Origin of the sequence: Solibacillus faecavium (assembly GCF_014836905.1) — a bacterium.
GTDB classification, from domain to species: Bacteria; Bacillota; Bacilli; order Bacillales_A; family Planococcaceae; genus Solibacillus; species Solibacillus faecavium.
In genome coordinates this window covers 97,994-124,134 of sequence record NZ_JACSPZ010000001.1, presented here as the reverse complement: position 1 = coordinate 124,134, position 26,141 = coordinate 97,994, and the positions used below count along the sequence as shown (strand labels likewise).

Below are 26,141 nucleotides of genomic sequence, written 5' to 3'. Positions count from 1 at the left end.
TGTAACAAGTATTTTGTTGCATAATTTCATATTGATTCATCTTCGGGGCAGGGTGTAATTCCCGACCGGCGGTAATTAAAGTTGTAACCTCTGACCATTTAATTGGAGGACGTTACAGAAAACTTTTCGAGCCCGCGAGCCACTTTTGTGTGCAGGATTTGGTGAAATTCCAAAGCCGACAGTATAGTCTGGATGGGAGAAGGTGAAGGTACGGTCGTCATTTTATGAAAATGTCGTGCTTTGTAGTACCGTTAATAATTTCCTTAATTATGAGCGAAATATCTTTCGTATACATAAATTTAAGGGAAGTTACTACAAAGGCATGAGTAGACTTTTATTTAAGTGTGCCTATTTCTCCCTTATGCTCTTTTTTGCATAAGGGTTTTTTCATGAATGATTTGATACGTCCTTTCTTCTTGCGAGATGGAATCAGCAAAGAGGAGAGATTTCTATGCAAAAGAGAACTTTGAAGTTACGGTCATTTGTAACTATCGCAATGCTAAGTGGGATTTCGTTCATTTTAATGTTATTGAACTTCCCATTACCTTGGTTTCCTGTATTTTTGCAGATTGATTTTAGTGATGTTCCTGCATTAATTGCGGCGATTACGATGGGACCTGTCGCGGGCATTCTTGTTGAATTAGTAAAGAATGTACTTGATTGGATTTATACAGGGGCGCCAGAAGGAATTCCGGTTGGTCATATGGCAAACTTTGCAACAGGCGTATTATTCATTTTACCAGCTTACTATATTTATAAAAAATTCCCTTCCGCAAAAGGGTTGATTTCAGGCTTAGTCGTTTCAACAGTTGTAATGTCGTTGGGGATGGCTATATTAAACTACGTAGCGTTCTTGCCGATGTATACTTATTTACTAGGGTTTGAATATGATATGTATGAAACGATAGTTTTAGGTATTTTACCATTTAATATTGTTAAAGGAATTATGATGCTAGTTGTCGTGACAATGATTTATCGTTCAATGCGTGTATGGATTGAACAACAGCGCAGACAATATTTAGCTTAACTTAATAAACAGTGAGGAGTTATGTCATGTACAATTAATTTTATGACATAACTCCTTTTTATTTGCTAGAAGATTGTTAGGATATGTATATAAAGTTATATGGGAATAATTATTGCTATTGAATTCAAAGTAATTCACTGTTATCATAATGTACATTGTTGTGAAAAATCGGGCTATTTCGTCAAAAGACCAACATGATATGACTTCTTTAGGAGAGATGACGATGGAGAAAAAAATACCATTTTCAACATACGCAGTTATTGGCACAATGCTGTTTGGTATGTTTTTTGGTGCAGGAAATTTAATCTTCCCGATTCAAATGGGACAATTAGCAGGTACGAATTATTGGCTTGCATTAATTGGTTTTTTAGTAACGGCAATAGGGCTGCCGTTTTTAGGTATTCTTGCAATTGGTTTATCTGGAAGCAATGGATTGCGTGATTTAGCAAGTAAAGTACACCCGGTATTTGGTTTGCTATTTGCGTTGGCATTGTATTTAACGATTGGACCGTTTTTTGCCATTCCTCGTACTGCTACGGTGCCTTTTGTAGTTGGTTTCGAACCTTTCATCGATCCATCACAAATTACATTATGGCTTGCAGTGTTTAGTTTTGTATTTTTTGCTATCGTATTTTACTTTTCATTAAATCCAGCGAAAATTATGGATATTATCGGCAAATATTTAACGCCGGCATTTTTAGTTTTTCTGTTTGTATTAATCGGAATTAGTTTATTTTCGCCGATGGGCAATTTTGTCGAGCCTGCTGGGGCGTATATAAATGAGGCGTTTATGACAGGGTTTAAAGAAGGTTACAATACGATGGATGCACTTGCTTCACTAGCATTCGGTATTGTTGTGATACATGCCATCAAGCGTACGGGTATTACTGATAAAAAGGAAATTGCAAAAGCGACTTGGAAATCAGGTGTTTTTGCAATGGCTCTTATGATGCTAATATACGGTCTCATTACTTATATGGGGGCATCGAGTGTAACAGCGATAGGAACTTATGAGAATGGCGGTCAAATTTTTGCGGCTGTAGCAGATTATTACTTTGGCTCGTACGGTGCGATTTTATTGGCTATTATTATTGTACTTGCCTGTCTCAAAACAAGTATTGGGCTGATTACGTCGTGTAGCGAATTTTTCCATGAAGTATTTCCAAAAGTGAGCTATAAAGCATTTGTTGTATTGCTATGTATTGTATCGTTTGTTATAGCAAATGTCGGATTAACGAATATTATTACATATGCAGTACCGGTGTTAATGTTCTTATATCCTTTGGCAATTGTCTTAATTATTTTAGCGCTTTTCGGACCGTTGTTTGGTTATAAACAATCAGTTTTTGCGACAGCTATTTTATTTACATTCTTTATTAGTGTTATCGATGGCTATAATGCATTGATCAATAATGTCCCAGCATTTGAAATGAGTGCTTTTACAACAGTTTCTGAAATTTATGCACATTATTTGCCGTTCTATTCGATAGGGCTGGGATGGATCGTACCTGCAGTTATTGGGGTAGTGATTGGTTTATGCATTCCGGGTACCGACAAAAGTAATGCTGTAGGTAATCAATAACATGAATCAAAAAAGGATGAATTGAAAGCATATGCTTTTAATTCATCCTTTTACTTATTTTTATTAATGGATGTTTCGCTTTTGGAATGTCCCGCCACTTACTTCGACTACTTCATAAACAGTAACGAAAGCTTTAGGATCGACCTCACGAATGATGGCCTTTATTTTACTTTCTTCCATACGGTTAATGACACAAGTGATTTCTCTAAACTCCTGGTTTGAGTATGCACCATACACTGTATTGAAAGTAGCGCTTCGGCCTAAACGATCGCGAATCGTTTCGACCATTTCGTTTGGCTCGCTTGTAATAATTTTATAAGTTTTCGAACCGCTTAATCCTTCTTCAACAATAATAATTACTTTTGATGCAATGTAGTATGCGATTGCAGATAATAATGCTCCTTTAAAACCGAACACAAATGAAACGATGATAAATACGAAGAAGTTCAAAAATAAAATTAAATCGCTTGTTCCGAATGGCAGCTTTCTTGATAGCAGTACAGCTAGCATATCAATTCCATCCAATGCACCACCATTACGAAGTGCTAGACCCATACCAATACCTAAAATAATACCACCGACAACGGTAATTAATAGTGCATCACCTTCTATTATTGTTGGAACATGATGCATAAGGGAAGTCCCGATTGCCAACGAGGCGATACCGATAACTGAATTGATCGCAAAACTTTTCCCAATTTGTTTATACCCAAGATAAATAAAAGGGATATTGAGTAATGCAATTAGCATCCCCAATGTTAATGGGGTTGTTTGTGAGATGACGATACTAATTCCGGTAATCCCGCCATCCGATACATTATTTGGAATTAAAACGGCTTCCAATCCGTAAGCGGCGATAAAACCACCTAAAATAACTATAATTTTTTGCCCGATGGACTTTGCAATATTTGGTTTAGACTTTGACATAAACTTCCTCCTCGATCCTCATGATTAGTATTATACAACAATGAAACCAACATGACGTTTGAAGTTAACAATAACAATAAGTTTAATTAAAAAAGGAGTAAATTATGTAAATAGTGGTGTGATTAATTTCAAAAATATCCTGTAGCGAACATTCTGAACTAAAATTCCTTATTTTTTATAAATCTAACATGCCATGTATATAAAGACGCTAAAATCGTTCGAATTATGCGATTAAAACGTTCTAATATTTGTATGTTAGTTTTTATAACATTGAATTGACAAAGTACCTTACATTGATTTAAAGTTAAATCAAGAAAGGGAGGCGATAGGATGAGTCGAGAATTTCGAAGAGCGATGCCGTTATTACCGATTAGCATGGTTATGCAACTAACCGACTTAACGGCAAGACAAATCCGTTACTATGAAGAACATGAACTAATCGTCCCTGCCAGATCAGAAGGGAATAGGAGAATGTTTTCTTTAGATGATATTGATGCCCTATTAGAGATAAGAGAGTTACTTGACCAGGGTATTAATATGGCAGGTATAAAAAAGGTATTTGCCATGCGGACGAAGGACTATGTTACGAATACTGACATTGTACGAATGTCCGATACAGAACTTAGGGCAATACTTCGTGAAGAAATGCAACAAGCTCAGCGTATGCAAAAAACTTCGCTACGACAAGGTGACTTATCGCGTTTCTTTCAATTCTAAAAAAAGATAAAAACATAATTTGGGGAGTGTTGAATGATGACAAATACAGTTATTAATAAAGCGGGCAAAGCAACTAAAGAGAGTATCAAAAAAATTGTGGCTGACAAAAACGTGAAATTCATCCGTCTACAATTTACGGATATTTTAGGTACAATTAAAAATGTTGAAATTCCAGTAAGTCAATTAGATAAAGCTTTAGATAATAAAATGATGTTTGATGGATCTTCAATTGAAGGATTCGTTCGCATAGAAGAATCTGACATGTATTTACGTCCTGATTTAGATACATTCATGATTTTCCCTTGGACGGCTGAAAAAGGTAAAGTAGCCCGTTTGATTTGCGACATCGCAAGACCAGATGGCTCACCTTTTGAGGGAGATCCCCGTTCAAACTTAAAACGTATGTTAAAAGAAATGGAAGAGCTTGGTTTCACAGGCTTTAACTTAGGACCAGAACCAGAATTCTTCTTATTTAAATTAGATGAAAAAGGCAATCCAACATTAGAGCTTAATGATGACGGTGGTTATTTCGACTTAGCGCCAACTGACTTAGGTGAAAACTGCCGCCGTGATATTGTGCTTGAGCTTGAAGAAATGGGCTTTGAAGTTGAAGCTTCTCACCATGAGGTAGCTCCTGGTCAGCACGAAATCGACTTTAAATATGCTAACGCAATCGAAGCATGTGATAACATCCAAACGTTCAAATTAGTCGTAAAAACAATTGCACGTAAACATGGTTTACATGCAACATTTATGCCAAAACCATTATTTGGTGTGAACGGTTCAGGGATGCACTTCAACTTATCGTTATTCCAAGGCGACAAAAACGCATTCTGGGATGAAGGGGCAGACCTACAGTTATCAAAAACAGCTAAACATTTCTTAGCGGGTGTATTAAAGCATGTTCAAGGTTTCACAGCAGTAACTAATCCAACAGTAAACTCATACAAACGCTTAGTTCCTGGATATGAAGCACCTTGTTATGTGGCATGGTCACCGAAAAACCGTTCACCATTAGTACGTATTCCGGAATCTCGTGGTCTATCAACTCGTATTGAACTACGCTCAGTAGATCCATCAGCAAACCCATACTTAGCAATGGCAGTAATTTTAGCAGCAGGTTTAGATGGTGTGAAAAATGAAATCGAGCCACCAGCACCAGTAGACCGCAACATATATGTAATGAATGCAGAGGAGCGTGCAGCAAACGGCATTGATAGCTTACCAGGTTCTTTAGATGCAGCATTAGCAACTTTAGCTAAAGATGAAGTAATTATTAACGCTTTAGGCGAGCATATTTACGCTAATTTCAAAGAGGCGAAAGAAGTAGAGTTCGATATGTTCCGCACATCTGTACACCAGTGGGAACGCGACCAATATTTGAAGATGTACTAAGAAGAAAGCGTTGGGGCTGTCGGCTCCAACGCTTTTTTCTGTTTAAAGACCATAATAAGTTATTAAGGATAGGTAATAATGTCTCTCAAGTATTAAGATGCACAGTAATCTAACTGAGAGAGAACTTGATTATACACGTCTTTTTTTACAATATAAAATGTTTTTTCATCATATGTAACGATTACTTGCCCAGGCTTAACAAATACTTTGGCTGTTTCTAAATTAGCGTATTTAGTACCTAAAATTTTTGAAATGTTCATTTAAAAAACTCCTTTAATGTTTCTATTATTGTTGTTCCCAAAAAAATTAAAGTCTAAAAGCATTTTTATAAAGTTTTAATGCCCAAATTGTAGGGATAGGTACAAACTCATAAAAATAGCGCTATTTCAAATAAGGGCATACAATTACTGGTAATTTATAACTTATATGCTTGTTTGACCGAAAAAATGCCTCTTACTTGTTAGTTTTGTCTAGCTATTAAGGGGCATTTTACTTAGGGTTTGGGAGTTTCGGTGTTGTAAATACCGAATAATTAGACTATTCTAATATAAGATACTTAATTTTCCAGAAAATGAAATATAAAGGTTGGTGTTGCATTCATGCTACGAGCGTTAAAAGTTGGGTTGTTGATTGAACGTACGAATCGTAAAAACTTGGTGGCGCTATTAGCTGTTGTAGTTGTCGTGTTTGGAATGATGTTTTTCATTAAGGCACAGGAGGTTGGACAGCAGCTAGATGAAAAGAAGAGTGATTTTTATAATGGTCGCGCAGCACTGTCAAAGTTTCAGGTAAAGGATGCTTCTGAAGATGGGGATGGTAGTGATCTTTTTAAAAATTTGACGAAGCAAAACAGGTCGATTGCCTTACAAATAGCGGCATTAACAATGGATAATTATCCGTTGTATTATGAGGCTTCAATGACTACAGCAGAGCTTCGAAAAGAGGCATTTGATCTGGAGGACTATGATAAAGTGGCGGATTTATTGCCTACTAAGCTAGAGAATACATTGAACTATATGTATTTTAAACAGATGGTAGATTCCGAGAAACAAACAATCAGTGATTTATCACAATACATACCGTTCCTACTTTATTTTTTCAGTATTGCTGGTTTTGGGTGGTATATTTTTATTAGCTTTTACACGAGCTCAATTTTGTTGGATGATTTTGAACATACAAGTTTAGTGAAAGGTTATCCAGTGCGTTTTGATCAGTACATTCTGTCGAAATGTGTCATTGCATTTGGTTATGTGCTCGCGTTTATTGCACTCATCTTTATATGTTCGTTGGTAAGTTTGAGAAATGGCTTTGGAGATATTACGGAACCTGTTCGTGTGTTTTTAGGTGAACCGACACTTGTTTCAAGTATTTCCTATATTGGACGAGCAGTACTGTACATGATTGTTATATCAATTTTTGTCATGTTACTGTCGATTATTTTGAATGTACTCCTTAAAAATATGTATTTAACTTTATTTGTACATTTTATTTTGTTCTTTTTACCGATATTATTCCCATCGCTTATTAGTCTGTTTCCATATAATCCGTTCAATTTTATGAGCTTTAATGAAATTTTAGCTGGTGTTCCGGTTGATTTAGAAAAGTCAACAACAATTACGATGAATCAAGGACTTATCCTTATGGTCATTTGTATTGTATTGATGCTGGTTATTATACAGCGCTTCTTCTCAACTGGAAAAATAAATCGAGCGTAAGGGGGGACAGATATGCGGGGATATTTTGTTTTTGAATTGAAGCAATTTTTTACGAGCAAGAAAAATATTGCAGTGTTCGCTTTACTGACATTTGCTGCTCTCTTTTATGCGTTTAAACTTGCGCCGGCTTATGACCCGATAGAAAAGGTAGACTATGATGAAATTGAGGCGAGGTATTTAACTCGTGCGGAGTTTTTAGATTCGATGTTTGGTAAAAGTTTATATGGTTATCATGAATCTGTTGGACACGCTGTCAGTATGTTTGGTTTCCTGAATCCTTATGATGAGCGACGTCTACAAGCTCTTGATGAAGGGGACTTACGTAATTATGCAGATGAAACGAGTGATTGGTACTATTACACCAATGTCTATACTTATCGTAACGAATTACTTGCATACAACCCACGCTATTATATGGAAGACAGACGATTTGCTGAAGAGGAAGCTTACTATGCCTACTTTGAACAATTTCAGCGTTATGATACATATAAACGTGTATGGTACGATTTAACGATTGAAATTTTAGAACAACGAACGGCACTTCAAACCTTAGAACGCTTATTGAAGGGACCTTTACCATACATTCTATTAATTGCCACGCTATTACTGACAATTGATATCGTAACGAAGGATCGTCGTCATCCATCTGTTTTAAAGGGTTTTCCAATTGCAGACTGGAAGCGGCTATTGGTTAAGGTATTTGTTGGATTAATAGGCAGTGTGTTTCTATGGATTCCGATTATCGTTGGTCTGATGATTGTTGGCTTCCAATTTGGCTTTGGGAACCTTGATTTACCAGTTCCTGTTTATGGCTATGAATTGATTGCAAATGAGCAAGGTAAATTTGTCCATATGTCTATGGGAATATTTTTATTCCGCTGCTTCTTATTATTAGCAACTTGGATGGTAGTAATTGTTTCAGCAGTACTATTATGCAGTATTATATTCCGCCAAGAAATGTTTAATTTGTTGGTGGGAGGATTACTTATTTTTGGTGATCGCTTTTACGCAAGTCGTGGTGTCGGCTATTTCTGGAATGTCGAATATTTTCCAATATCTTATGTCCAGGTTGGGAATATTGTATCGAAATATCAAAATTTCTATTTTACAAGTGAAGGATTACACGACATGCTCGGCTTGAAATTACTATTAGCGAGTGCAGCGATTATCATTGTATTAACATTGCTTATTTCACTATCGAAGCGCTTTAGATTGATTAAATAGGAGGGGTAACATGATTGATATTCAAAACATAACGGTGCAATTTGGAACACGTACAGTGTTAAATGACATTGAGATAAAGTTTAATCAAGGAGAAATGATCGGCCTTGTTGCACCAAACGGAACAGGGAAATCGACGCTAATGAATGTCATTATGAACTATTTGCAGCCAACAAAAGGAAAAGTACTATTTAACGGTAATTTAAGCTATTCAAGCAAATCAAACGAAGTGAAAATTCATCAGTTTGTGTCCATGATGCCGGACCAAAGCGACTTGTACAACCATTTAAGCGGACGGACACATTTGAAAATGTATGCTGCGATGTGGAAGTCGGATCCAAATCTAATTGATGAAACAATAGAAGCATTGAATATGGGGCATTATGTGAATAAAAAAACAGGGACTTACTCACTTGGAATGCGTCAGAGGCTATGCTTTGCCATGCAAATTGTTGCAAATACAGACATTATGATGATGGATGAAGTAATGAACGGCCTAGATCCAAACAACGTGGAAATTATTTCAAAGATTTTATTGAAGAAAAAAGCCGAGGGAAAAATGATTATTATTGCTTCTCATTTATTAGATAACCTGGAAAAGTATGCGGACAGGATTTTCTTATTTAATGAAGGTAAGCTCGTCAATACGAATGAAATTATTGAAGGGTTTAGTCAGGCAAAAATTAAAACGATCCGTGTGAAAAATATGGATGAGTCTGTTAAAGCGCTGCTGAAAACAAAGTATCCATTAATAAAGCATCAAACATTGGTTACGGAAATGACTTTACTGCATCTTCCAAGTTCGGAACAGCAACTATTAAGTGATTTAACTGCTTTTTTAGTTGAGAATAATGTAATGGACTTTGCATTTGGTAAAGTGACATTAAATGATTTATACGCACTTTATTATCACGAAGTTGTATAAAGTAAAAGCCTTCGTCATTTCAATACGACGAAGGCTTTTTTTCGAAATAAAATAGGTATTTAACGGAAATCCATTACTCTGCTATTTAATTCGAACATACTTCTGTAGTATATTGGTCATTTTATTAATGAAGGGGATGGTGTACATGTAATGGTGGAAGGACTAGCCAGCCTTTTTCTTTATTTAGGCGTAATAGCTTAGCTCCAAGTTGTGCTTTAGCTGTATGGAATTGAGCAAACAGTAAGCCAATATCTTCTCTCATCGCCATACCCATTACTTGACTGCAGCTTACTAAACCGGCAGCGGCATCCATTGATAAGGCTGCACTAATTTCCGGATCGTTAAATCTTGCGCCAGGTGGAATATTTTCGATTCGTGCTTCAGGACGTTCTGGTGGAGCTGGTGGAAGGGCAACACCATTTGTTTTAAGTATTTTTTCCAATTGCTTCACTTCATCTCTAGCGCATTGAATAAAATCCTCAATAATTTTTTTCAGATCTTGGTCACCTGCGTGATTATAGAAAGTTTGATATCCCGCAATCATTCCGTAACCTGTAGCTAAACTTGTCCAAATGCTGAAAACCTCTCCATAATGTAAAGGTTCATCTTTTGGATTGCCGGTAAATATACCCACAATAACACTTCCTTTCAAAATTAGGTGAATTTCATAACAACGTTAGTATGAGACAATAAAAGAAATTCAATTCATATGTAATTAAAGAAATGAAGTGCCAAAGAAGATATATCAAATTCATTAGAAAGAAAAAGCCAGCTCACATAGGCGGGAGCTGGCGTACATAAATAATTATTTTTAAACTAATTTATTTTACAATATGTAAAAACCAACTTTATTTAAGCTGGCACTCCGTGAACTCTTTTGTATATTTCCTTCTCGATTTTATCTTTTGGCTGTTTTAAAGCAATTTCCAATACATCCAAAATAATTGTTGAAATTTGCTGTAAAATTTGAGAATCTTGGGAAGTTATTTTCTTTTCGTTTTTTTGTAATTCAATATCTTTACGTAGGAGCGTGTTCATTAGTTGGGCAGCTTCAAGATGATTACTCGTATTTAAAATGATTGCGTGGTTTCTTTGACGATTCGTATTACGGTCATTCCATTCGGTAGGTTCACTCGAAAAACAATTCATAATTTCCATTGCTTCGCTATGATTTAAAAGTTTCTCAAGTTGTGAGTTACTGCTTTCTACAGGGTGATATAAAGTTACGCCAGGTTTGATTTTTGATTGCATAACATAGTAAAGCATAGTTTCTCCTGTGAAATTTTGTTCCGTAATGCCATCGATCCGACAAATACCATGCGATTTATAAAACGTTAAATCACCAATTTTATACATACATACGCCTCCAAAGATAATTATAATTTTAATCTTATAGCATATAAACACTTAAGTCAACTTAGTTGACTTAAGCGTTCAGAGTTGTCAACTTGAATTAATTTTTTTCCTTTAGTATGATGCTTCATGATATTTAATTAATTGGTAGATAGAAAGAAGGGTATTTGAATGATTGATTTTATAGAATTATTATATAGACAACATAAACAGTTACGTCAGCGGGCAGAAATAATGTGGAATGAAAACAATGAACTACGTTTAACAAGCTCGGAATGGTTTGTCCTTAAAAATATATATGAAGGATATGTAACAGTTCCTGAGTTAGTGAAACAGTTGGATATTTCTAAGCAGGGGGTTCATAAATTCATAATTTCTCTTCAAGATAAGGGATTGATAACTACCGAATTAAAAAAAGAATCGAAAGTTCAAAAAGTCTCCCATTTAACGGTAGAAGGAATAGATATTATTAATAGGAGTAAAAAAATGGAGTTAGAAATAGAAAAGATGGTAAGGGAAACAATAGGGGACAAGGAATATGAAATGCTGTTGGAGATGCTTAAAAAGCCACTCGTAAAAAATTAGCTATCTACATCGTTTATTATAAGAAGTCGTGTATCTCCCTGAAAAGGTGAGATATGCGACTTTTTTAATTTTATTTAATAAAGAAAGCACAACTTAATTATATTTGAGCTTATGGGCCAGAATTACGGTATGCCGTAATAAAGTATTAAAATAAATTATTAAAGGGAAGTGAATTTAAACTTTGTAATAGACAGATGAGTTTTTTTATTGTATACTCAGTGTAATGAGATTGGTTACAAGACAATAATAAATTCACCTATTACAAAGAGTATTAGTGTTTTATTTTGTGCTTTTTGTAATATGTGAATTTTTTTCTTTTGGGAAAATTGCGATCTTATTAAATTTAATTAAATGGAGGTCATTTATTATGACACAAGGTACAGTAAAATGGTTTAACGCAGAAAAAGGTTTCGGCTTTATCGAAGTTGAAGGCGGTTCTGACGTATTCGCACATTTCTCAGCTATTCAAGGTGAAGGTTTCAAATCACTTGAAGAAGGTCAAAAAGTTGAATTTTCAGTTGAAGACGGTCAACGTGGCCCACAAGCTACAAACATCGTAAAACTTTAATTTTAATGATGTAACCATAGAAGAGGTTTCCTTTCAGTAGGAGACCTCTTTTTTCGTCTCTAATAAATTTTCACCATGTAGGTGGCTTCCTATTTTAAACAAAAAGAAGTGAGCAGAAATAGCCAATCGGTATTGTTACCCACAGTAAAAGATTATTAAAAAGTAGATGGAAGTAAGAGGTATTTTCCAATTTCCCATTGGATGTCATTTTTAATCTCAATAGTACCCCAATAAACCAGATCGGTAAGATAAGAAAAAATTCCGGTGTAAAAGAATTACCATCACCCAATGCCCCGTCTGCAAAAAACCAAGCAATAATTAATGCCACAATACCGCTTAAAATAATATTAACAATCACTAAAATTGATTTAATTTAATATCACCTCTTTCTTTTATTTATAGTGTATGAATGATTTACGGTAAGGAAAACTACCCGCATATAAAAAACGCCCATTTCAATGTTGCAAAATGGGCGTTTTTTATGTTGCGGAGGGGAACCGCTAAGTGAATGACTTTGTTAGTTCGTGTTTATCCAAGTAGGTTGTGCTTAACTACTTCATATGCCTGACAAATATTTAAGTAAGCCTCTTTGTGCTCAGCAATCATTTCAACTGCAATTTCATATAAATCAGAAGTGTCTGTAGTGACTAAATCGTTCAATACGGCTGCTTCCATCTTTTCAACAAATGTTAAAATTTCTGTATTCATATATTTCATCTCCGAATCGGTGTTAGTTGTTACTCTAAATATACAGCAAATAGACGTCTGACCTCAAAGGAAATGGTTGAAAAATGCGAGGATTTGTTAATAATTTGACGATAAAATGAACTTAACTAATATTAGCTCTTTGAAAGCGTTTTTCTAAAAATAATCAAAATATTACAAATGAAAAGTCTGCTTCAAAACACATCATTTGAAGCAGACTTTTCGTTATTTTATATTTTCACTACATCGGAGAACACTGCCTCAACCCCCAGAGTCTCCATCTGACGGGCTATTTTGTGATCGTTGACTGTGTAGGCTCTTACAATAACACCGTTTTTAATAGCTCGCTGTATAATTGATCGCATGCCATAGTAGTAGGGGATATGAATGGCTTCACTGTTAAAATTCTTCACATATTCCTCCAGATTTACTACGAGCGAAGCAAATAGCAGCGCGGTTTTGACGTTAGGCATAATTTGCTGAAAACGTGCAATGCTTTCATGGTTGAATGAAGAGATGATTACACGCTTTTCTAAATCAAAAGCATGAATTTCGTTTGCGATAAGTGCCTCAATACCTGGATATTCAAAAATATCTGATTTTATCTCGATATTAATAATGTGATGTGTAGGCTTGAATACATTTAACACTTCAGTAAGGGTAGGGATTGTTTGGCCTGCAAATTCAGGAGCAAACGAAGCACCAAAATCAAAAGTACGAAGTTCCTGCAATGTCATATCTTTTACAAAACCTTTGCCATTGGACGTGCGATTGATTTTCTCATCATGAATCACAACTAATTGATTGTCTTTCGTTAAATGAACATCAAACTCCACACCCCAAACATCTAACTTTGCCGCTTCCTGAAATGCAATGAGTGTATTTTCAGGATAATTTTCACTATATCCTCGATGAGCAACTATATTCATCTATTTACCCACTTTCCTATTTTTCACAGGCAATGCCATCTTTATCTCGGTCGCTTTTGATGTTTAATTTATATAATTCAGCAGAGGTGAAAGGCTGATATTTCGTTTTGCCACCTTTATTCTTGATATTTGCCGCTTTAGCAACGCCACCTTTATAAACGGCATTAAGCTCTGAACAGTTTTTGTATTCGACTAATTTTACTTTGCTTTTCGTGTTTGCTTCGGCTTCAATTGTGTTAAACGGTAGGGCCACCATAACGGAAGCACTTAGTAAAACTACTGAAATATATTTTTTCACAGAAAAATCCTCCTAAAAAATCATTTTTCTACATTTTACCAAATAAATAAGCGAATTCACAAGGGAGGCTGTGAATTCGCTTATGACTAACCCATAATATGATAACCGCTATCGATATAAATCGTTTCGCCTGTCACGCCACGAGATAACTTGCTTAACATAACGATTGTCATATCAGCAACTTCCTCTTGGTTCGTGTTGCGTTTTAACGGAGCTGTTTCTTCGATTTTGTGTAAAATTTGATTGAAGCTTGGTACACCTTTTGCTGCTAATGTACGAATGGCGCCTGCTGAAATGGCATTTACACGGATATTATCTGCACCAACATCTGCTGCTAAGTAACGCATAGAAGCTTCAAGTGCTGCTTTTGCTACACCCATTACATTATAGCCATCAAGAACTCGCTCAGCACCTAAATAAGTCATCGTCACAACAGATCCGCCATCCGTCATGTAAGGCTTGGCTGCTTTTGTTACAGCGATTAAAGAGTATGCACTCGTATCCTGTGCAAAAGCATATCCTTCACGCGTAGTTTCAACAAAACGATTGTGCAGATCTTCTGCGTGTGCGAATGCCACTGAATGAACGATTCCATGAATGACTTTATATTGTTCCCCAATTTGAGTAAAGGCCTTTTCGATGCTCTCATCACTATTAACATCACATTCAAAAACAGCTGTTTGGTGCTCCGCATAACCTGTTAAAAGTTTTTCGATTTTCCCTTTAGAACGTTCTTTGCGATATGTAAAAATAACATTTGCGCCTACTTCAAAAAGCTTTTTCGCGATACCCCAGGCGATACTTCTTTCATTGGCTACACCCATTACAACTATATTCTTGCCTTTTAACTCCAATAAATCCATAACGACACCCCTAAAATAGTTAGTTATTATTAGTACCTGCTACTAATAATAACTATAACATCTCTAATAATGATGCGCAATATGAAAAAAAGAAAAATAAAAAGTGATTCTTTAATAAAAATTAAAGAATCACTTCGTTTGCTTACGTATTATTCAAATTTTAAAGAATCGCCATCAAACGTTTCTTCAGCTACTTTAATAGAATCTGTTGGGCAGCCTTCAAATGCATCTTGCATGTCTTCTAGTAGATCCTCTGGAACTTCAGCTGTACCCATGTTATCATCTAAAATAACGAAAGCGATACCTTCATCATCATAGTCATAAATATCTGGTGCAGCAGCGCCACAAGCGCCACAAGCGATACATGTATCTTTATCTACGATTGTATATTTTGGCATTGTTACCTCTCCTTTATCCGTTCGTTTCCATAAAGCTCTTATTTATTCTAAATGTGTTTTCAGCACTTTTCAACCTAATACTACGAAAATGAGGGATTTGATATGCTAATCCAACAAATTCTTTTGAAAATATTATATACATTCCAGCAAGAAAGAACAATTTCGGCTGCTTACCATCTGTTAAAAGGCAAGAGATCAGGGCAGACGATTCATGATGTAGGGCTATATAATCTCTATCCTTTTTTTGGTCTGCTACCAAAGCTGACACGTCAAAAATTCGATGAGCAGATTGATTTAATGTTTGCTAAAAATGCTATTTTAATTGAGGAGAATGGGTATTATAGCATCACAGAACATGGAAAACAACTTGCTGCGCAATCGTTGCCAATCTCTTTCGATAGTTGGCATTATCGCGGGAATGAGCATCTATTTTTTAGTCGGGTCTCACTTATTGTACAAAGTCTGTCGCATCAGCTACATCAAAAAAACACGTTTATCCCTATTGAAAGAAATGAACAAACACAGCAATGGGTCCGTCAATTTTTACTGCGCCATCATTACCAAAAACGAATGCTACAGCAGTCTTTACATAGTGAAATATCAGCAAGCCTATCCCAGCTGGCAATAGAAGAAAATATTAAAGATTTAATGATTTACCGATTATCAGGCTATAACGAACCTGGTTTTACGTGGCAACAGCTGGCATTTGGTTATGAAATGCAGGAAATGGATGTCCAACTTCTTTATATAAGCGGACTACATGCATGGCTAAATGAGCTGTATCAAAAAACAACCCTTTATCCATTATTGCATGAGATCATGCAAAATATTCGTGTCGAAGTACTGTTGACTTCTTCAGCCAATGCAACTGCAAAGCTTTACAAAGTAGGAAAAACTATTGAGGAAATTAGCCATATCCGTCGTTTGAAAATCAATACGATTGAAGATCACATTGTTGAAATGGCGATGAACGTAATGGATTTTTCAATTGAGCCATTTGTAACAATTGAAGAACAGCAGCAAATTCTAGCGGCAGTCGAAGATTACGGAACGAAACGTTTAAAAACATTGAAGGAAATATTACCGCATCTAAGTTATTTTCAATTGAGACTAACATTGGCGAAAGGAGCTGTTACAACATGAATTTACAAGCCGCTTTAAAACAATATTTTGGATATGATGCATTTCGACCAGGGCAAGAAGAAATTATCGGAAATATTTTAAAGGGTAAAGATGTTGTTGCCATTTTGCCGACTGGTATGGGGAAATCTCTTTGTTATCAACTGCCGGGGTATTTATTTCAAAAACCTGTTTTAATTGTATCGCCACTTTTATCACTTATGCAGGACCAAGTGGACCAGTTGAAACAAATGGGGGAAAAACGGGTCGTAGCCCTCAATTCTTTCTTAACAATGGAACAAAAAAAATACGCCCTTCATTTTTTGCAGGAGTATCGCTTTATTTTTATCTCTCCTGAAATGCTTCTACAACCTCAAGTGAAAGCACGTATCCAGGAGATAGAGCTATCACTCATTGTAGCGGATGAAGCACACTGTATTTCACAATGGGGTTTTGATTTCCGTCCTGATTATTTACGTATTGGAGAAGTGCTCCCACAATCAAACCGCCCGCCAATACTTGCATTGTCGGCAACAGCTACTGACACGGTGCTCCGAGACATAAAATCGTATTTAAAGATGGATGAACCTTTTCAATATATGCACACGGTAAACAGGGAAAACATTCATTTAGTAAAAAAAGTGTTTACACATAGAGAAGAAAAGATTGAATGGATTATTGAACATGTGAAAAGTACAGCGGGACCTGGAATCATTTATACACAATCTAGGGCAAAAGCCGAAGCAATTAGTTTGCAGCTCATTCAGCAAAATGTTGCCGCTGCTGCCTATCATGCCGGAAAGGAAGCACAGGATCGCCAATTTATCCAACAGCAGTTTTTGGCAGGGAAACTCGAGTGGATTGTCGCAACAAATGCATTTGGGATGGGGATTCATAAAGAAAATGTACGACAGGTAATTCATGAAACAATGCCGGCTACTTTGTCCAATTACATGCAGGAAATCGGTCGGGCAGGGCGAGATGGGGATTCCGCTGTCGCATTTTTGCTGTATTGTGATGGGGATGAACAATTTGCTAAATTTATCGCCACTGAAGATTTGCCGAAAGAAGTGCATATTGAGCGATTTATGCAAACCGTCGCTGCAGGTCAACAGCCAGAATCCTTACTTACAAATGGGGAATTGTCGGAAGTCGTATTTCGTGTTTTAAGTTATTGGCTGGCGCGGGAATCTCCTGAAAAAGTGAAAAGTAGAATGCAGAATATGCAGCTGAAAAAGTTTGAAGAAGTGGAGCTTGTTCTAAAGCTCATTTCCCTTGAAGAATGTATGCGAAGACAAGTAGTTCGTTATTTTGGACAGCACTTAATAGAGCAGCAGGAAAATTGCTGTACAAATTGTGGAATAGAATTATCTAACCTTGTTCAAAAGAGAGATTTATCGAAAGGAACAGTTAAAATGACAAATTGGCAACAACGCTTGGACAAATTACTACTACGAAACTTGTAATCTACTCGCGAACCGTTTACTTTTTTGGAGAAATTCGTCATAATAAAATTATATTTTTAGTAGTTGGAGGGGTGCAGAACATGGCAAAAGAGGATTACCGGGAGAAGGTAGAAGAGCATCGCCAAGAGATTGACCTACATAACGAGTCAGGTTCAAAAGTGTCTCGTGTTAGCAGACATCGAAAAAAGAGTGCAAAAAAACAATCAAACCCAATGATGACAATCTTAACGGTTGTCTTAATATTTATTCCCCTAACAATTTTAGGGTACGTCTGGCTTATATATGAACCGAGCACGTCTGCAAGAGAAAGTGCAAGCGGTGGGGAAGAAAATTTAGTGGAAATTCAAAAGCAAAATCCACAAAGTCCGGCATCTATTAACAGCGATGAGGACAAAAAAGACACAGACGAAGATCAAGCAACTGAAAATGCCAAAGTCGATGACGAAAAGGCAGAAAAAGAACGTTTAGCTGCTGAAGAAGCCAAAAAGGCTGAAGAAAAATTGGCTAAAGCAAGAGCTGAAAAAGATGCTGCAGAGGCAAAAAAAGCCGAAGAAGCACAAAAGGTTGCAGCTGAAAAAGCAAAAGAGCTTGAGGAAAAGAAAAAAGCAGCAGCTAAAGCGGAGCAAAAAACACATACCGTTTCTTCATCGGACAATTTATATCGAATTGCGTTAAAGTACTACGGTAACGGTAGCCCTGCATATATTGAAAAAATAAAAGCTGCCAATAATTTATCATCTGATAGTATTACAGCTGGGCAAGTTTTAGTAATCGTTCCATAAAAGCAGTAAAACATTTCGTATATCGATATGTAAAAAAGACGATCCGTTTTGGTGCTCGTCTTTTTGTTTGTTAAGAAAACGTTAAAAATGGATATTGTATAAACAGTATTTGCTTTTATATTGGAGGATTGCGCATGGTTTTTATTGGGATTATCGGGAGTGTTTGTATTATATTGTTGCTTTTTATGTATATGCAGGCACATGAAAATAACCTTCGTATGCATGAAGTACATACAATAGGTAAACAACAGGAGAAGGTACATTTGTTTTTTATTTCCGATACACATGCTCGTAAAATTGATGAAACGATGATTACATCAATAAATAAAAGAGTAAGTGCTGTCATAATTGGTGGAGACTTCGTAGATCGCCGTACAACAGAAGAAACTTTCCTTCATAATATACGGGTTGTTAAGCAACTCGGACCAACCTATTTTGTATGGGGGAATAATGATGTTGAATTTGGAGAACATAAGCTTCGCCAACTATTAAAGAAGCACGAAATTAGAATACTTGAAAATGAGTCGATTAAGCTGGCTAGCGAAAATGGCTTAACGATCAGTGCAGTTTCGTATCGTCCAGGTGAAGGGAATATTCAACGTGCAATCGATTATTGCGTGGAATCTCAAACAGTATTTATTGCTCACAACCCTGAGTTATTTAAAAAAGTACATCAAAAATTTCAACCAATACTTAGTATTGCAGGACATTTGCACGGAGGACAGATTCGGCTGGGAAAATTGGGTGTCCAACCGCATGGGTATTTCAAAAAGGTTCAAAACCGCTATGAACTAGTAAGCAACGGCTATGGCACAACCCTCTTACCATTACGATTCGGCGCAAAGCCCGAGTGTCATTTAATAGAAATAAATTTCAAAGAGAAGTCTTTGTAAAATAGAAAAGAGCAGTATAATAAGGTTATTGTATTTGATTAAGGAGCTGTTACTATGCAAAAGGTAGACGCAATCATTGTCGGTGGAGGTCCATGTGGATTATCAGCAGCGATTGAACTACAAAATATCGGATTGTCACCACTTGTCATTGAAAAGGGAAATATCGTCAATGCGATATACAATTATCCAACACATCAAACATTTTTCAGTACGAGCGAAAAATTAGCCATTGGTGATGTGCCATTTATTATTGAAGAACGAAAGCCAAAGCGTAATCAGGCTCTTGTCTATTATCGTGAAGTAGTGAAAGCGAAAAAAATTCAAGTCAATCGTTTTGAAATGGTGAAAAGTGTAGAAAAAACGAACGGTTTATTTATCGTACAAACTGATAAAGATATTTATGAAACACCTTATGTAGTTATTGCTACAGGATATTATGATCATCCAAACTATTTGAATATTCCGGGTGAGGACTTGCCGAAAGTTCATCATTATTTTAAAGAAGGCCATCCTTTTTTTGATTTAGACGTTCTCGTTATTGGAGGCAAAAATTCGGCGATCGATGCTGCGCTGGAGCTTAACAAAGCTGGGGCACATGTAACGGTCATTTATAGAGGCAATGATTATTCTCCAAGCATTAAGCCATGGGTACTTCCAGAATTTTTGGGACTTGTACGCGAAGGTGAAATTACGATGCACTTTAATACAGAAGTAAAGGAAATCCGTGAGAAAGAAGTAATTTTAGAGATAGAAGGAGTTACCGAAACAGTAGGCAACGATATTGTCTTTGCAATGACTGGCTATCATCCGGACCACCGATTTATAAGTGCAATGGGTGTTCATATTGATAATGAAACAGGAAGACCGGCTTTTAATCCCGAAACGATGGAAACGAATATCGAAAATTTGTTCATTGCCGGAGTGATAGCAGCAGGCAATAATGCAAATGAAATTTTTATTGAAAATGGTCGCTTCCATGGAGGGTTAATCGCAAAAAATATCGCAAATGAAAAAACTACATAAGGGGTGAATTTTTTGAAGAAAAAAGTAGTGCTAATCACCACAGGCGGTACTATTGCCAGTACGCGAAACGATAAAAATAAGCTGGAATCCGGTAAGCTTGATGGACAGGCAATTTTATCGATGTGCCAGCTTGAAAATGATATCGATATTGAATTAATTGATTTATATCAAATTCCGTCGATGCATATGACATTTGAAAATTTAAATCACTTGAACAAAACCATCACAAAAGTCTTTCAAGATCCATCTGTAAGCGGAATTGTGGTGACACACGGGACAGACAGTCTAGAGGAAACTGCCTATTTTTTAGAGTTGACATTATATGATGAACGCCCGGTTATTGTGACAGGTTCACAAAAATCTCCTGAAGACATCGGAACGGATGTCTATTCTAATCTACGTAATTCCTTATTAGTGGCATCAAGTGATGAGGCAAAAAATATAGGCATTTGCGTAGTATTTAATGAAAAGATTCTGCATTCAAAGTATGTAAAGAAAACACACTCATCAAGTATTAACGGGTTTGGTGCTATTGGTTACGGTATGCTAGGTTTTATTGATAACGATGAGGTTGTTATCTATCAAAAGCCAACGCATAAAGAAGTGTATCCAATAAAAGAAAGTTATCCTACAGTAGAAATTGTTTTTGCTTATTTAGGAGCTGGCTCAATTATTTTAGATGCTCTTTATGAAGCTGATATTGAAGGGATAATTCTTGTAGGTGCAGGACGAGGTCAGGTGGCGCCTCAAATGATGGGTGCAATCGAAAAGCTTTGTCAAAAAGGGACAAAGGTCGTTTTGACAACATCGACAGAGGAAGGGCGCGTATTCCCTACATATGATTATTATAGTAGCGCTAATAATCTAAAAGATACTGGTGTTATTATGGGGGGCGACTTTGATCCGAAAAAAGCCCGTTTAAAACTCCTGTTAATGCTGGCAAATGGCGATACGAATTATGCTTCTTTTATGCAATGATATCTAAAAACTCGGTTAGAAATTACCGAGTTTTAATTATTTTTATACAAATATTGGATACTGGTAACTGTGATTAAATAAATAGTGATATACTATTTAGAACTTGAGAATCGAAAGGAGCCGGCCACATGTTTATAGTTTTATCTGCAGCAATTGCGCCGGGTCTAGCCCTTTTAAGCTATTTTTATCTGAGAAATCAAATGGATACAGAGCCAAGGCGTACATTATTTCAAGCGTTCATTTTTGGCGCTATTATTACGTTCCCCGTTTTATTTTTGCAATTCGTTTTAAAGGAAGAGGAAACATTTTCGAACCCTTTTTTTATTAATGTCATTTTTACGAGTTCGATTGAAGAATTGGTAAAATGGCTCATCATTCTGGCTGTTATTTTACGGCACGTCGAATTTGATGATCCTTACGATGGTATTTTATATGGCGCAGCTGTGTCACTAGGGTTTGCTACTGTGGAAAATGTGATTTTTCTGTTATCGTTTGGACTTGACCAGGCGTTCATGCGGGCACTTTTACCAGTTTCAAGTCATGCTTTGTTTGGCGTGGTTATGGGATATTATTACGGGAAAGGTAAGTTTTCGAGCGAAACAATTATGAAAAAATATATTGCGCTCGCTTTATTTGCCCCAATTGGACTTCACATTATATATAACTCCATTCTATTGTTGGAAGAGTACTTCATGTATGCAATGTTGCCGTTTATGTTATTCCTTTGGACGTTTGCACTTCGCAAAGTCAAACAGGCGCATGAGCATTTAATAGATCATTTATCCCAAGGCGGGGATACATAATAGGTTTGATACAGAATTTTTTGTATCAGACCTTTTTTGTTGCGTAAAAAAATGCAATTTGTTTAAAAGTAAATTGTTCACTATTTTATGAACGAAATGTATTTTTCGGATGTATAAACTTTTTAATTAACTCCATCCTACTAAAAAAGGAGTGGAAATGACATTGAAAAAGATTGTATTATTCATACTCATTTTGTCAGGTAGCTTTGCAAGTCATACAATTGCATTTTCAGATCAAGAAGTGCAGCGTGGTGCTTTTGGGGATGATGTGGTTGAACTACAGGCACGATTACAATATTTAAGCTTTTATCATGGCAAAATTGACGGCAAATTTGGATATGGAACGTATTGGGCTCTGCGTAATTTCCAGGAACAATACGGACTTCCGGTAGACGGAATCGCGGGTCAAAAAACGAAAGAAAAGCTTGTAAATAACTCTGATTTTGATAGGGCCTTTGTACATGAGCAAATTAATGCAGGTAATCAGTTTACGTACTATGGAGGTATGCCTTTAAAAGACCAAGTGAAAAAGAATAACTCAACTGCAAGCACAGGCTCAGGATCGGGAGCGAACAAAGGATCTGGAACAGGTGCTAATTTGACGGATTCTATGCAATTACCACCAGGGTATTCGGAACAGGATTTGCAAATACTAGCAAATGCTGTTTACGGAGAAGCACGTGGTGAACCTTATGAAGGACAAGTTGCTGTAGCAGCGGTAATTTTAAATCGCTTAGAATCTCCTGAATTTCCGGATACTATTTCGGAAATTATATTCCAGCCTTTAGCTTTTACAGCAGTAGCAGATGGTCAAATTTGGCTTACTCCGAACGAGCGTGCTAAGCAGGCTGTTCTCGATGCTATTAATGGCTGGGATCCGTCTGAGAACGCTCTTTACTATTTCAATCCTGTAACAGCAACAAGTAAATGGATATGGTCAAGACCTCAAATCAAACAAATCGGCGAACATATATTTTGCTTATAAAAGGGTGTGAATCATGAGAAACTTTGCGTATTTATTAGGGTTATTCGTTGTCATATTAGGATTTGTATCGTTTGACTTATTTACTCAAAACAAACAGCTTGAACGCTCGGTTTTTGCCGCTCAAACAAGAGATTTATCAGCGGCAACAGAAAAATTGTCAACGTTACATTCAACAGTCGAGCAATCTTTAATATTTCAAGATGAAAAAGCGTTAAATAATGAATTAGATTCAATTTGGCGCATGAGTAGTGATTTAAGGAAGTCTGTAGCCAATTTGCCGATACAGCCGGAAGTTCAAAACGAATGGATGCGCTATTTAGGGAAAATCGGTGATAATGCAAAGCAAGCGGCAGTAACAGGTGATTATGAAAATTGGCAAAAAAAGATGAATACTGTTGCAGCTAATTTACATGCGTTTGCAGAAGAATGGAACACCGCAACAGTAGCATTTTATGAAAATGATGGCGATATGAAAAAATGGTCGAATAACCATACAACTGATCTAAGTGAATCACCATTTATGAATGTTTCGAAACAATTAAAAACATATAATGAAACTGATTTTCCTTTAACTGCCAGTGAGTCTGATTATGAAAAAAAGCGAGACTTACAACATATAAAGGATGAGAAAATCACAAAAAGTGAGGCAATAAAGAAATTTAAAAATTTCTTCCCAAATATTGATGATGCCCTTGTTACTGTCACAAAAAGTAGCGATGATGCCCCATATCCTTTTTATCATATCCAGTTTATCCATGGATCGAAAATTGGTTATGCTGATATAACAGAAAATGGCGGTCATCTTCTTTCGTTTTTATTGGAAAGACCGGTGAAAAAACATCCATTATCACATGAAGAAATTTTGAGTACTGCCGAAAAATTTATGAAAAAGGTCGGCTATTCTGACGTAAAAATTGCCGAATCAAGAGAAAATCACGAGGCATGGCATTTCGTATTTTCAAGAGTTCATGGTGAAGATGAAGCGCTTGTATATCCAGATAGTATCCAGGTGAAAGTTGCAAAAGACAATGCTGAAATTTTAGGTGTCAATGCAATGGAATATATACAGGAAGAAAAAATACCGACTCAAGGTGAAGTACCAATCGATTGGGAAAAATTCTTTTCCGATCAAGTATCTGTAGAAGAAACGAAAAAAATCTATACAGCTAACAAAAGTCTGGAGCTACGTAAATGCTATGAAGTAATTGCAAGATTAAATAATAAATCCAACGATTCTTTCCGTATTGTAATTGATGCAGAAACACATGAAGTAATTAAGAATGAAAAGTTAAATTAGTGAACTAATTGTAAAAATATAGCTAAATTCCCTTTCCCGTGAGATAATAGATTATCATAATATTTGTAACGGAGAGAGACAAATGGAACTTAAGATTGGAACACAATTAACATTAGAGCCAACATATACGGAAAGAACAGAAAAGTTCAAATGTCGTGTAGTGGAAAAACACAACAATATGATTTTTATCGATTATCCGATTAATTTAGCAACGAAGAAAACAGCTTTTTTAATAGATGGTGCACAATTTCGAGTGACATTCAGTACGGATGCAAAGGATACCTATTCTTTTAATACCGAAGTTTTAGGGCGTAAAGGCGGGGATGTTCAGATGATCATCCTCTCACATCCTGCTTCTGATGAATTCATAAAAATACAACGTCGAAAGTTTGTCCGTGTAGAAACACCTGTAGATATTGCGGTTGAACATGAAGGACAGAAATTTCAGTTTGTGGCTGAAGATATTAGTGCTGGCGGTATTTTAATACGTTTAAAAACTCCGGTGAATTTTATTGAAGGTGACATGGTGAATACTTTAATAGTATTGCCGTTTGCAAATGGAGAGATTCGATACGTTGAGACAAACTCCGAAGTAGTTAGAGTTTTCGAGCGGGATGGAATTCAAGTTGCGTCATTACAATTTGCCGACACTGAGGATTTTGATAAACAACAAATTGTGCGCTTCTGCTTTGAGCGTCAAGTGTTAATTCGAAAAAAAGAAATGAACGAAATATAAAAACATGAAGATCTGAAAAGTACCCACTTTTTAGATCTTTTTTAGATAGATAATTAAAAGTATCTACAAAAATATCCAAGTAAAAATTAGATTGAAATGAAGTTAATATTTTTCAGGTTATGATACAATAACTACGGAAAGTAGGGATTTAATTATGGTTAAAAAAATTCAAATTGCAATTGATGGTCCAGCCGGGGCAGGTAAAAGTACAATTGCAAAAATAGTGGCCGAAGCGCTTCAATTTACGTATATAGATACAGGAGCAATGTATCGTGCTGTTACGTATAAAGCATTGAATGAAAACATACAATTACATGACGCAAAGTCTATAGAAACAATGCTGCAAAATACAACAATTACATTAAAGCCATCAGAGCAGGGGCAAATTGTTTTTGTAGATGGACAAAATGTGTCTGAAGCAATCCGTTCAAATGAGGTAACTGCAAATGTTTCGGAAGTCGCAGCACATGCAAATATTCGCGAAATACTAGTTTCAATGCAACAAAAGTTGGCAGCGGATGGTGGAGTTGTGATGGATGGACGAGATATCGCAACACATGTATTAAAAGATGCGGAACTTAAAATATTCATGTCGGCAACTGTTGAAGAACGGGCACGTCGTCGCTTCCTTGATAATGAACGACGCGGAATTCCTTCTACAATTGCAACATTGCAGCAGGAGATTGCACTCCGGGACAAGCTTGACAGCGAACGTGAAGCTTCACCACTTATCCAAGCAGATGATGCACTATTTTTGGATACAACACATTTAACAATTGAAGAAGCTGCACAGGAAATTATAGAATTAGCACAGCAAAAAATGAGCTAATTTCTATGGTTATCCTATGTAA

General features: G+C 36.2%; 30 protein-coding genes and 1 riboswitch. Of the genes, 20 read left to right on the top strand and 10 right to left on the bottom strand.

Features of this window, described 5'->3' with window-relative positions; all coding sequences use genetic code 11:
- Positions 1-34: 34 nt before the first annotated feature.
- Positions 35-208, top strand: a riboswitch (FMN riboswitch).
- 243 nt (positions 209-451) lie between these two features.
- Entirely contained in the window at positions 452-1,027 is a 576-nt protein-coding gene (locus H9635_RS00635) for an ECF transporter S component (protein WP_225231051.1), read from the top strand.
- Between the two features lie 223 nt (positions 1,028-1,250).
- Positions 1,251-2,609 carry a branched-chain amino acid transport system II carrier protein gene (gene brnQ / locus H9635_RS00630; protein ID WP_191698211.1) on the top strand — a complete coding sequence of 453 codons (1,359 nt, stop codon included), beginning with the start codon at positions 1,251-1,253 and terminating at the stop codon, positions 2,607-2,609.
- Positions 2,610-2,672: 63 nt separating this feature from the next.
- On the opposite strand, the gene H9635_RS00625 is transcribed toward brnQ, so the two are convergent.
- A complete protein-coding gene (locus tag H9635_RS00625; RefSeq protein WP_191698210.1) occupies positions 2,673-3,536 on the bottom strand; it encodes a YitT family protein in 864 nt (287 codons plus the stop codon).
- 330 nt (positions 3,537-3,866) lie between these two features.
- Between H9635_RS00625 and H9635_RS00620 the strand changes: the two genes are divergently transcribed.
- Together H9635_RS00620 and glnA are read left to right on the top strand one after the other, a co-directional pair.
- Positions 3,867-4,253, top strand: coding sequence for a MerR family transcriptional regulator (locus tag H9635_RS00620; RefSeq protein ID WP_191698209.1), 387 nt, complete (start codon positions 3,867-3,869; stop codon positions 4,251-4,253).
- Positions 4,254-4,289: 36 nt separating this feature from the next.
- Positions 4,290-5,648 carry a type I glutamate--ammonia ligase gene (gene glnA / locus H9635_RS00615; RefSeq protein ID WP_191698208.1) on the top strand — a complete coding sequence of 453 codons (1,359 nt, stop codon included), beginning with the start codon at positions 4,290-4,292 and terminating at the stop codon, positions 5,646-5,648.
- A 92-nt stretch (positions 5,649-5,740) separates the two neighbouring features.
- Here glnA and H9635_RS00610 read toward each other — a convergent pair whose 3' ends face one another.
- Positions 5,741-5,908 carry a hypothetical protein gene (locus tag H9635_RS00610; protein WP_191698207.1) on the bottom strand — a complete coding sequence of 56 codons (168 nt, stop codon included), beginning with the start codon at positions 5,906-5,908 and terminating at the stop codon, positions 5,741-5,743.
- A gap of 339 nt (positions 5,909-6,247) precedes the next feature.
- On the opposite strand from H9635_RS00610, the gene H9635_RS00605 reads away from it, so the two are divergent.
- The 3 genes from H9635_RS00605 to H9635_RS00595 are packed head-to-tail and all read left to right on the top strand — an operon-like array spanning position 6,248 to position 9,509.
- The gene (locus H9635_RS00605; protein ID WP_191698206.1) at positions 6,248-7,363 is read left to right on the top strand and encodes an ABC transporter; all 1,116 of its coding nucleotides are present in this window, start codon (positions 6,248-6,250) and stop codon (positions 7,361-7,363) included.
- Between the two features lie 12 nt (positions 7,364-7,375).
- Positions 7,376-8,587, top strand: coding sequence for an ABC transporter permease (locus H9635_RS00600; protein WP_191698205.1), 1,212 nt, complete (start codon positions 7,376-7,378; stop codon positions 8,585-8,587).
- 10 nt (positions 8,588-8,597) lie between these two features.
- Positions 8,598-9,509, top strand: a complete 912-nt coding sequence (locus H9635_RS00595) for an ABC transporter ATP-binding protein (RefSeq protein ID WP_191698204.1) — start codon at positions 8,598-8,600, stop codon at positions 9,507-9,509.
- 124 nt (positions 9,510-9,633) lie between these two features.
- Here H9635_RS00595 and H9635_RS00590 read toward each other — a convergent pair whose 3' ends face one another.
- Together H9635_RS00590 and H9635_RS00585 are read right to left on the bottom strand one after the other, a co-directional pair.
- Complete coding sequence (locus H9635_RS00590) at positions 9,634-10,143, bottom strand: DUF3231 family protein (RefSeq protein WP_191698203.1); 510 nt, start codon at positions 10,141-10,143, stop codon at positions 9,634-9,636.
- Between the two features lie 218 nt (positions 10,144-10,361).
- Positions 10,362-10,865, bottom strand: a complete 504-nt coding sequence (locus tag H9635_RS00585; RefSeq protein ID WP_191698202.1) for a CarD family transcriptional regulator — start codon at positions 10,863-10,865, stop codon at positions 10,362-10,364.
- Between the two features lie 168 nt (positions 10,866-11,033).
- Between H9635_RS00585 and H9635_RS00580 the strand changes: the two genes are divergently transcribed.
- Both H9635_RS00580 and H9635_RS00575 read left to right on the top strand, forming a co-directional pair.
- The gene (locus H9635_RS00580) at positions 11,034-11,447 is read left to right on the top strand and encodes a MarR family winged helix-turn-helix transcriptional regulator (RefSeq protein ID WP_191698201.1); all 414 of its coding nucleotides are present in this window, start codon (positions 11,034-11,036) and stop codon (positions 11,445-11,447) included.
- 367 nt (positions 11,448-11,814) lie between these two features.
- On the top strand, positions 11,815-12,015 hold the full coding sequence (locus tag H9635_RS00575; protein WP_191698200.1) for a cold-shock protein: 201 nt from the start codon (positions 11,815-11,817) through the stop codon (positions 12,013-12,015).
- Positions 12,016-12,109: 94 nt separating this feature from the next.
- Here H9635_RS00575 and H9635_RS00570 read toward each other — a convergent pair whose 3' ends face one another.
- The 6 genes from H9635_RS00570 to H9635_RS00545 form a co-directional block, all read right to left on the bottom strand.
- Positions 12,110-12,373: a hypothetical protein gene (locus tag H9635_RS00570; protein WP_191698199.1), complete on the bottom strand. Its 264-nt coding sequence runs from the start codon at positions 12,371-12,373 to the stop codon at positions 12,110-12,112.
- Between the two features lie 170 nt (positions 12,374-12,543).
- Entirely contained in the window at positions 12,544-12,723 is a 180-nt protein-coding gene (locus H9635_RS00565) for a hypothetical protein (RefSeq protein WP_191698198.1), read from the bottom strand.
- Between the two features lie 227 nt (positions 12,724-12,950).
- Positions 12,951-13,649, bottom strand: coding sequence for a glycerophosphodiester phosphodiesterase (locus H9635_RS00560; RefSeq protein ID WP_191698197.1), 699 nt, complete (start codon positions 13,647-13,649; stop codon positions 12,951-12,953).
- A gap of 16 nt (positions 13,650-13,665) precedes the next feature.
- Positions 13,666-13,905 carry an excalibur calcium-binding domain-containing protein gene (locus H9635_RS00555; RefSeq protein WP_191698734.1) on the bottom strand — a complete coding sequence of 80 codons (240 nt, stop codon included), beginning with the start codon at positions 13,903-13,905 and terminating at the stop codon, positions 13,666-13,668.
- A gap of 128 nt (positions 13,906-14,033) precedes the next feature.
- Positions 14,034-14,810 carry an enoyl-ACP reductase FabI gene (locus H9635_RS00550; protein ID WP_191698196.1) on the bottom strand — a complete coding sequence of 259 codons (777 nt, stop codon included), beginning with the start codon at positions 14,808-14,810 and terminating at the stop codon, positions 14,034-14,036.
- A gap of 149 nt (positions 14,811-14,959) precedes the next feature.
- A complete protein-coding gene (locus H9635_RS00545) occupies positions 14,960-15,208 on the bottom strand; it encodes a ferredoxin (protein WP_191698195.1) in 249 nt (82 codons plus the stop codon).
- A gap of 102 nt (positions 15,209-15,310) precedes the next feature.
- Here H9635_RS00545 and H9635_RS00540 point away from each other — a divergent pair, with 102 nt between their 5' ends.
- From H9635_RS00540 to cmk, 11 genes are all read left to right on the top strand, one after another.
- Positions 15,311-16,351 carry a helix-turn-helix domain-containing protein gene (locus H9635_RS00540; RefSeq protein WP_191698194.1) on the top strand — a complete coding sequence of 347 codons (1,041 nt, stop codon included), beginning with the start codon at positions 15,311-15,313 and terminating at the stop codon, positions 16,349-16,351.
- A complete protein-coding gene (locus H9635_RS00535; RefSeq protein ID WP_191698193.1) occupies positions 16,348-17,793 on the top strand; it encodes a RecQ family ATP-dependent DNA helicase in 1,446 nt (481 codons plus the stop codon). Before H9635_RS00540 ends, H9635_RS00535 begins: the two co-directional genes overlap by 4 nt.
- A gap of 80 nt (positions 17,794-17,873) precedes the next feature.
- Entirely contained in the window at positions 17,874-18,575 is a 702-nt protein-coding gene (locus tag H9635_RS00530) for a LysM peptidoglycan-binding domain-containing protein (RefSeq protein WP_191698192.1), read from the top strand.
- Positions 18,576-18,709: 134 nt separating this feature from the next.
- Complete coding sequence (locus H9635_RS00525; protein ID WP_191698191.1) at positions 18,710-19,468, top strand: metallophosphoesterase; 759 nt, start codon at positions 18,710-18,712, stop codon at positions 19,466-19,468.
- Between the two features lie 54 nt (positions 19,469-19,522).
- Positions 19,523-20,491 carry a YpdA family putative bacillithiol disulfide reductase gene (locus H9635_RS00520; protein ID WP_191698190.1) on the top strand — a complete coding sequence of 323 codons (969 nt, stop codon included), beginning with the start codon at positions 19,523-19,525 and terminating at the stop codon, positions 20,489-20,491.
- A 12-nt stretch (positions 20,492-20,503) separates the two neighbouring features.
- Positions 20,504-21,469, top strand: a complete 966-nt coding sequence (locus tag H9635_RS00515; protein ID WP_191698189.1) for an asparaginase — start codon at positions 20,504-20,506, stop codon at positions 21,467-21,469.
- Between the two features lie 128 nt (positions 21,470-21,597).
- A complete protein-coding gene (gene prsW, locus H9635_RS00510; protein WP_191698188.1) occupies positions 21,598-22,272 on the top strand; it encodes a glutamic-type intramembrane protease PrsW in 675 nt (224 codons plus the stop codon).
- Positions 22,273-22,429: 157 nt separating this feature from the next.
- Complete coding sequence (gene sleB, locus H9635_RS00505) at positions 22,430-23,257, top strand: spore cortex-lytic enzyme (protein WP_191698187.1); 828 nt, start codon at positions 22,430-22,432, stop codon at positions 23,255-23,257.
- Positions 23,258-23,270: 13 nt separating this feature from the next.
- Positions 23,271-24,554, top strand: coding sequence for a PepSY1/2 domain-containing protein (locus H9635_RS00500; RefSeq protein WP_191698186.1), 1,284 nt, complete (start codon positions 23,271-23,273; stop codon positions 24,552-24,554).
- 82 nt (positions 24,555-24,636) lie between these two features.
- Positions 24,637-25,290, top strand: a complete 654-nt coding sequence (locus tag H9635_RS00495; RefSeq protein WP_191698185.1) for a flagellar brake protein — start codon at positions 24,637-24,639, stop codon at positions 25,288-25,290.
- A 154-nt stretch (positions 25,291-25,444) separates the two neighbouring features.
- A complete protein-coding gene (gene cmk, locus H9635_RS00490) occupies positions 25,445-26,119 on the top strand; it encodes a (d)CMP kinase (protein ID WP_191698184.1) in 675 nt (224 codons plus the stop codon).
- Positions 26,120-26,141: the final 22 nt, after the last annotated feature.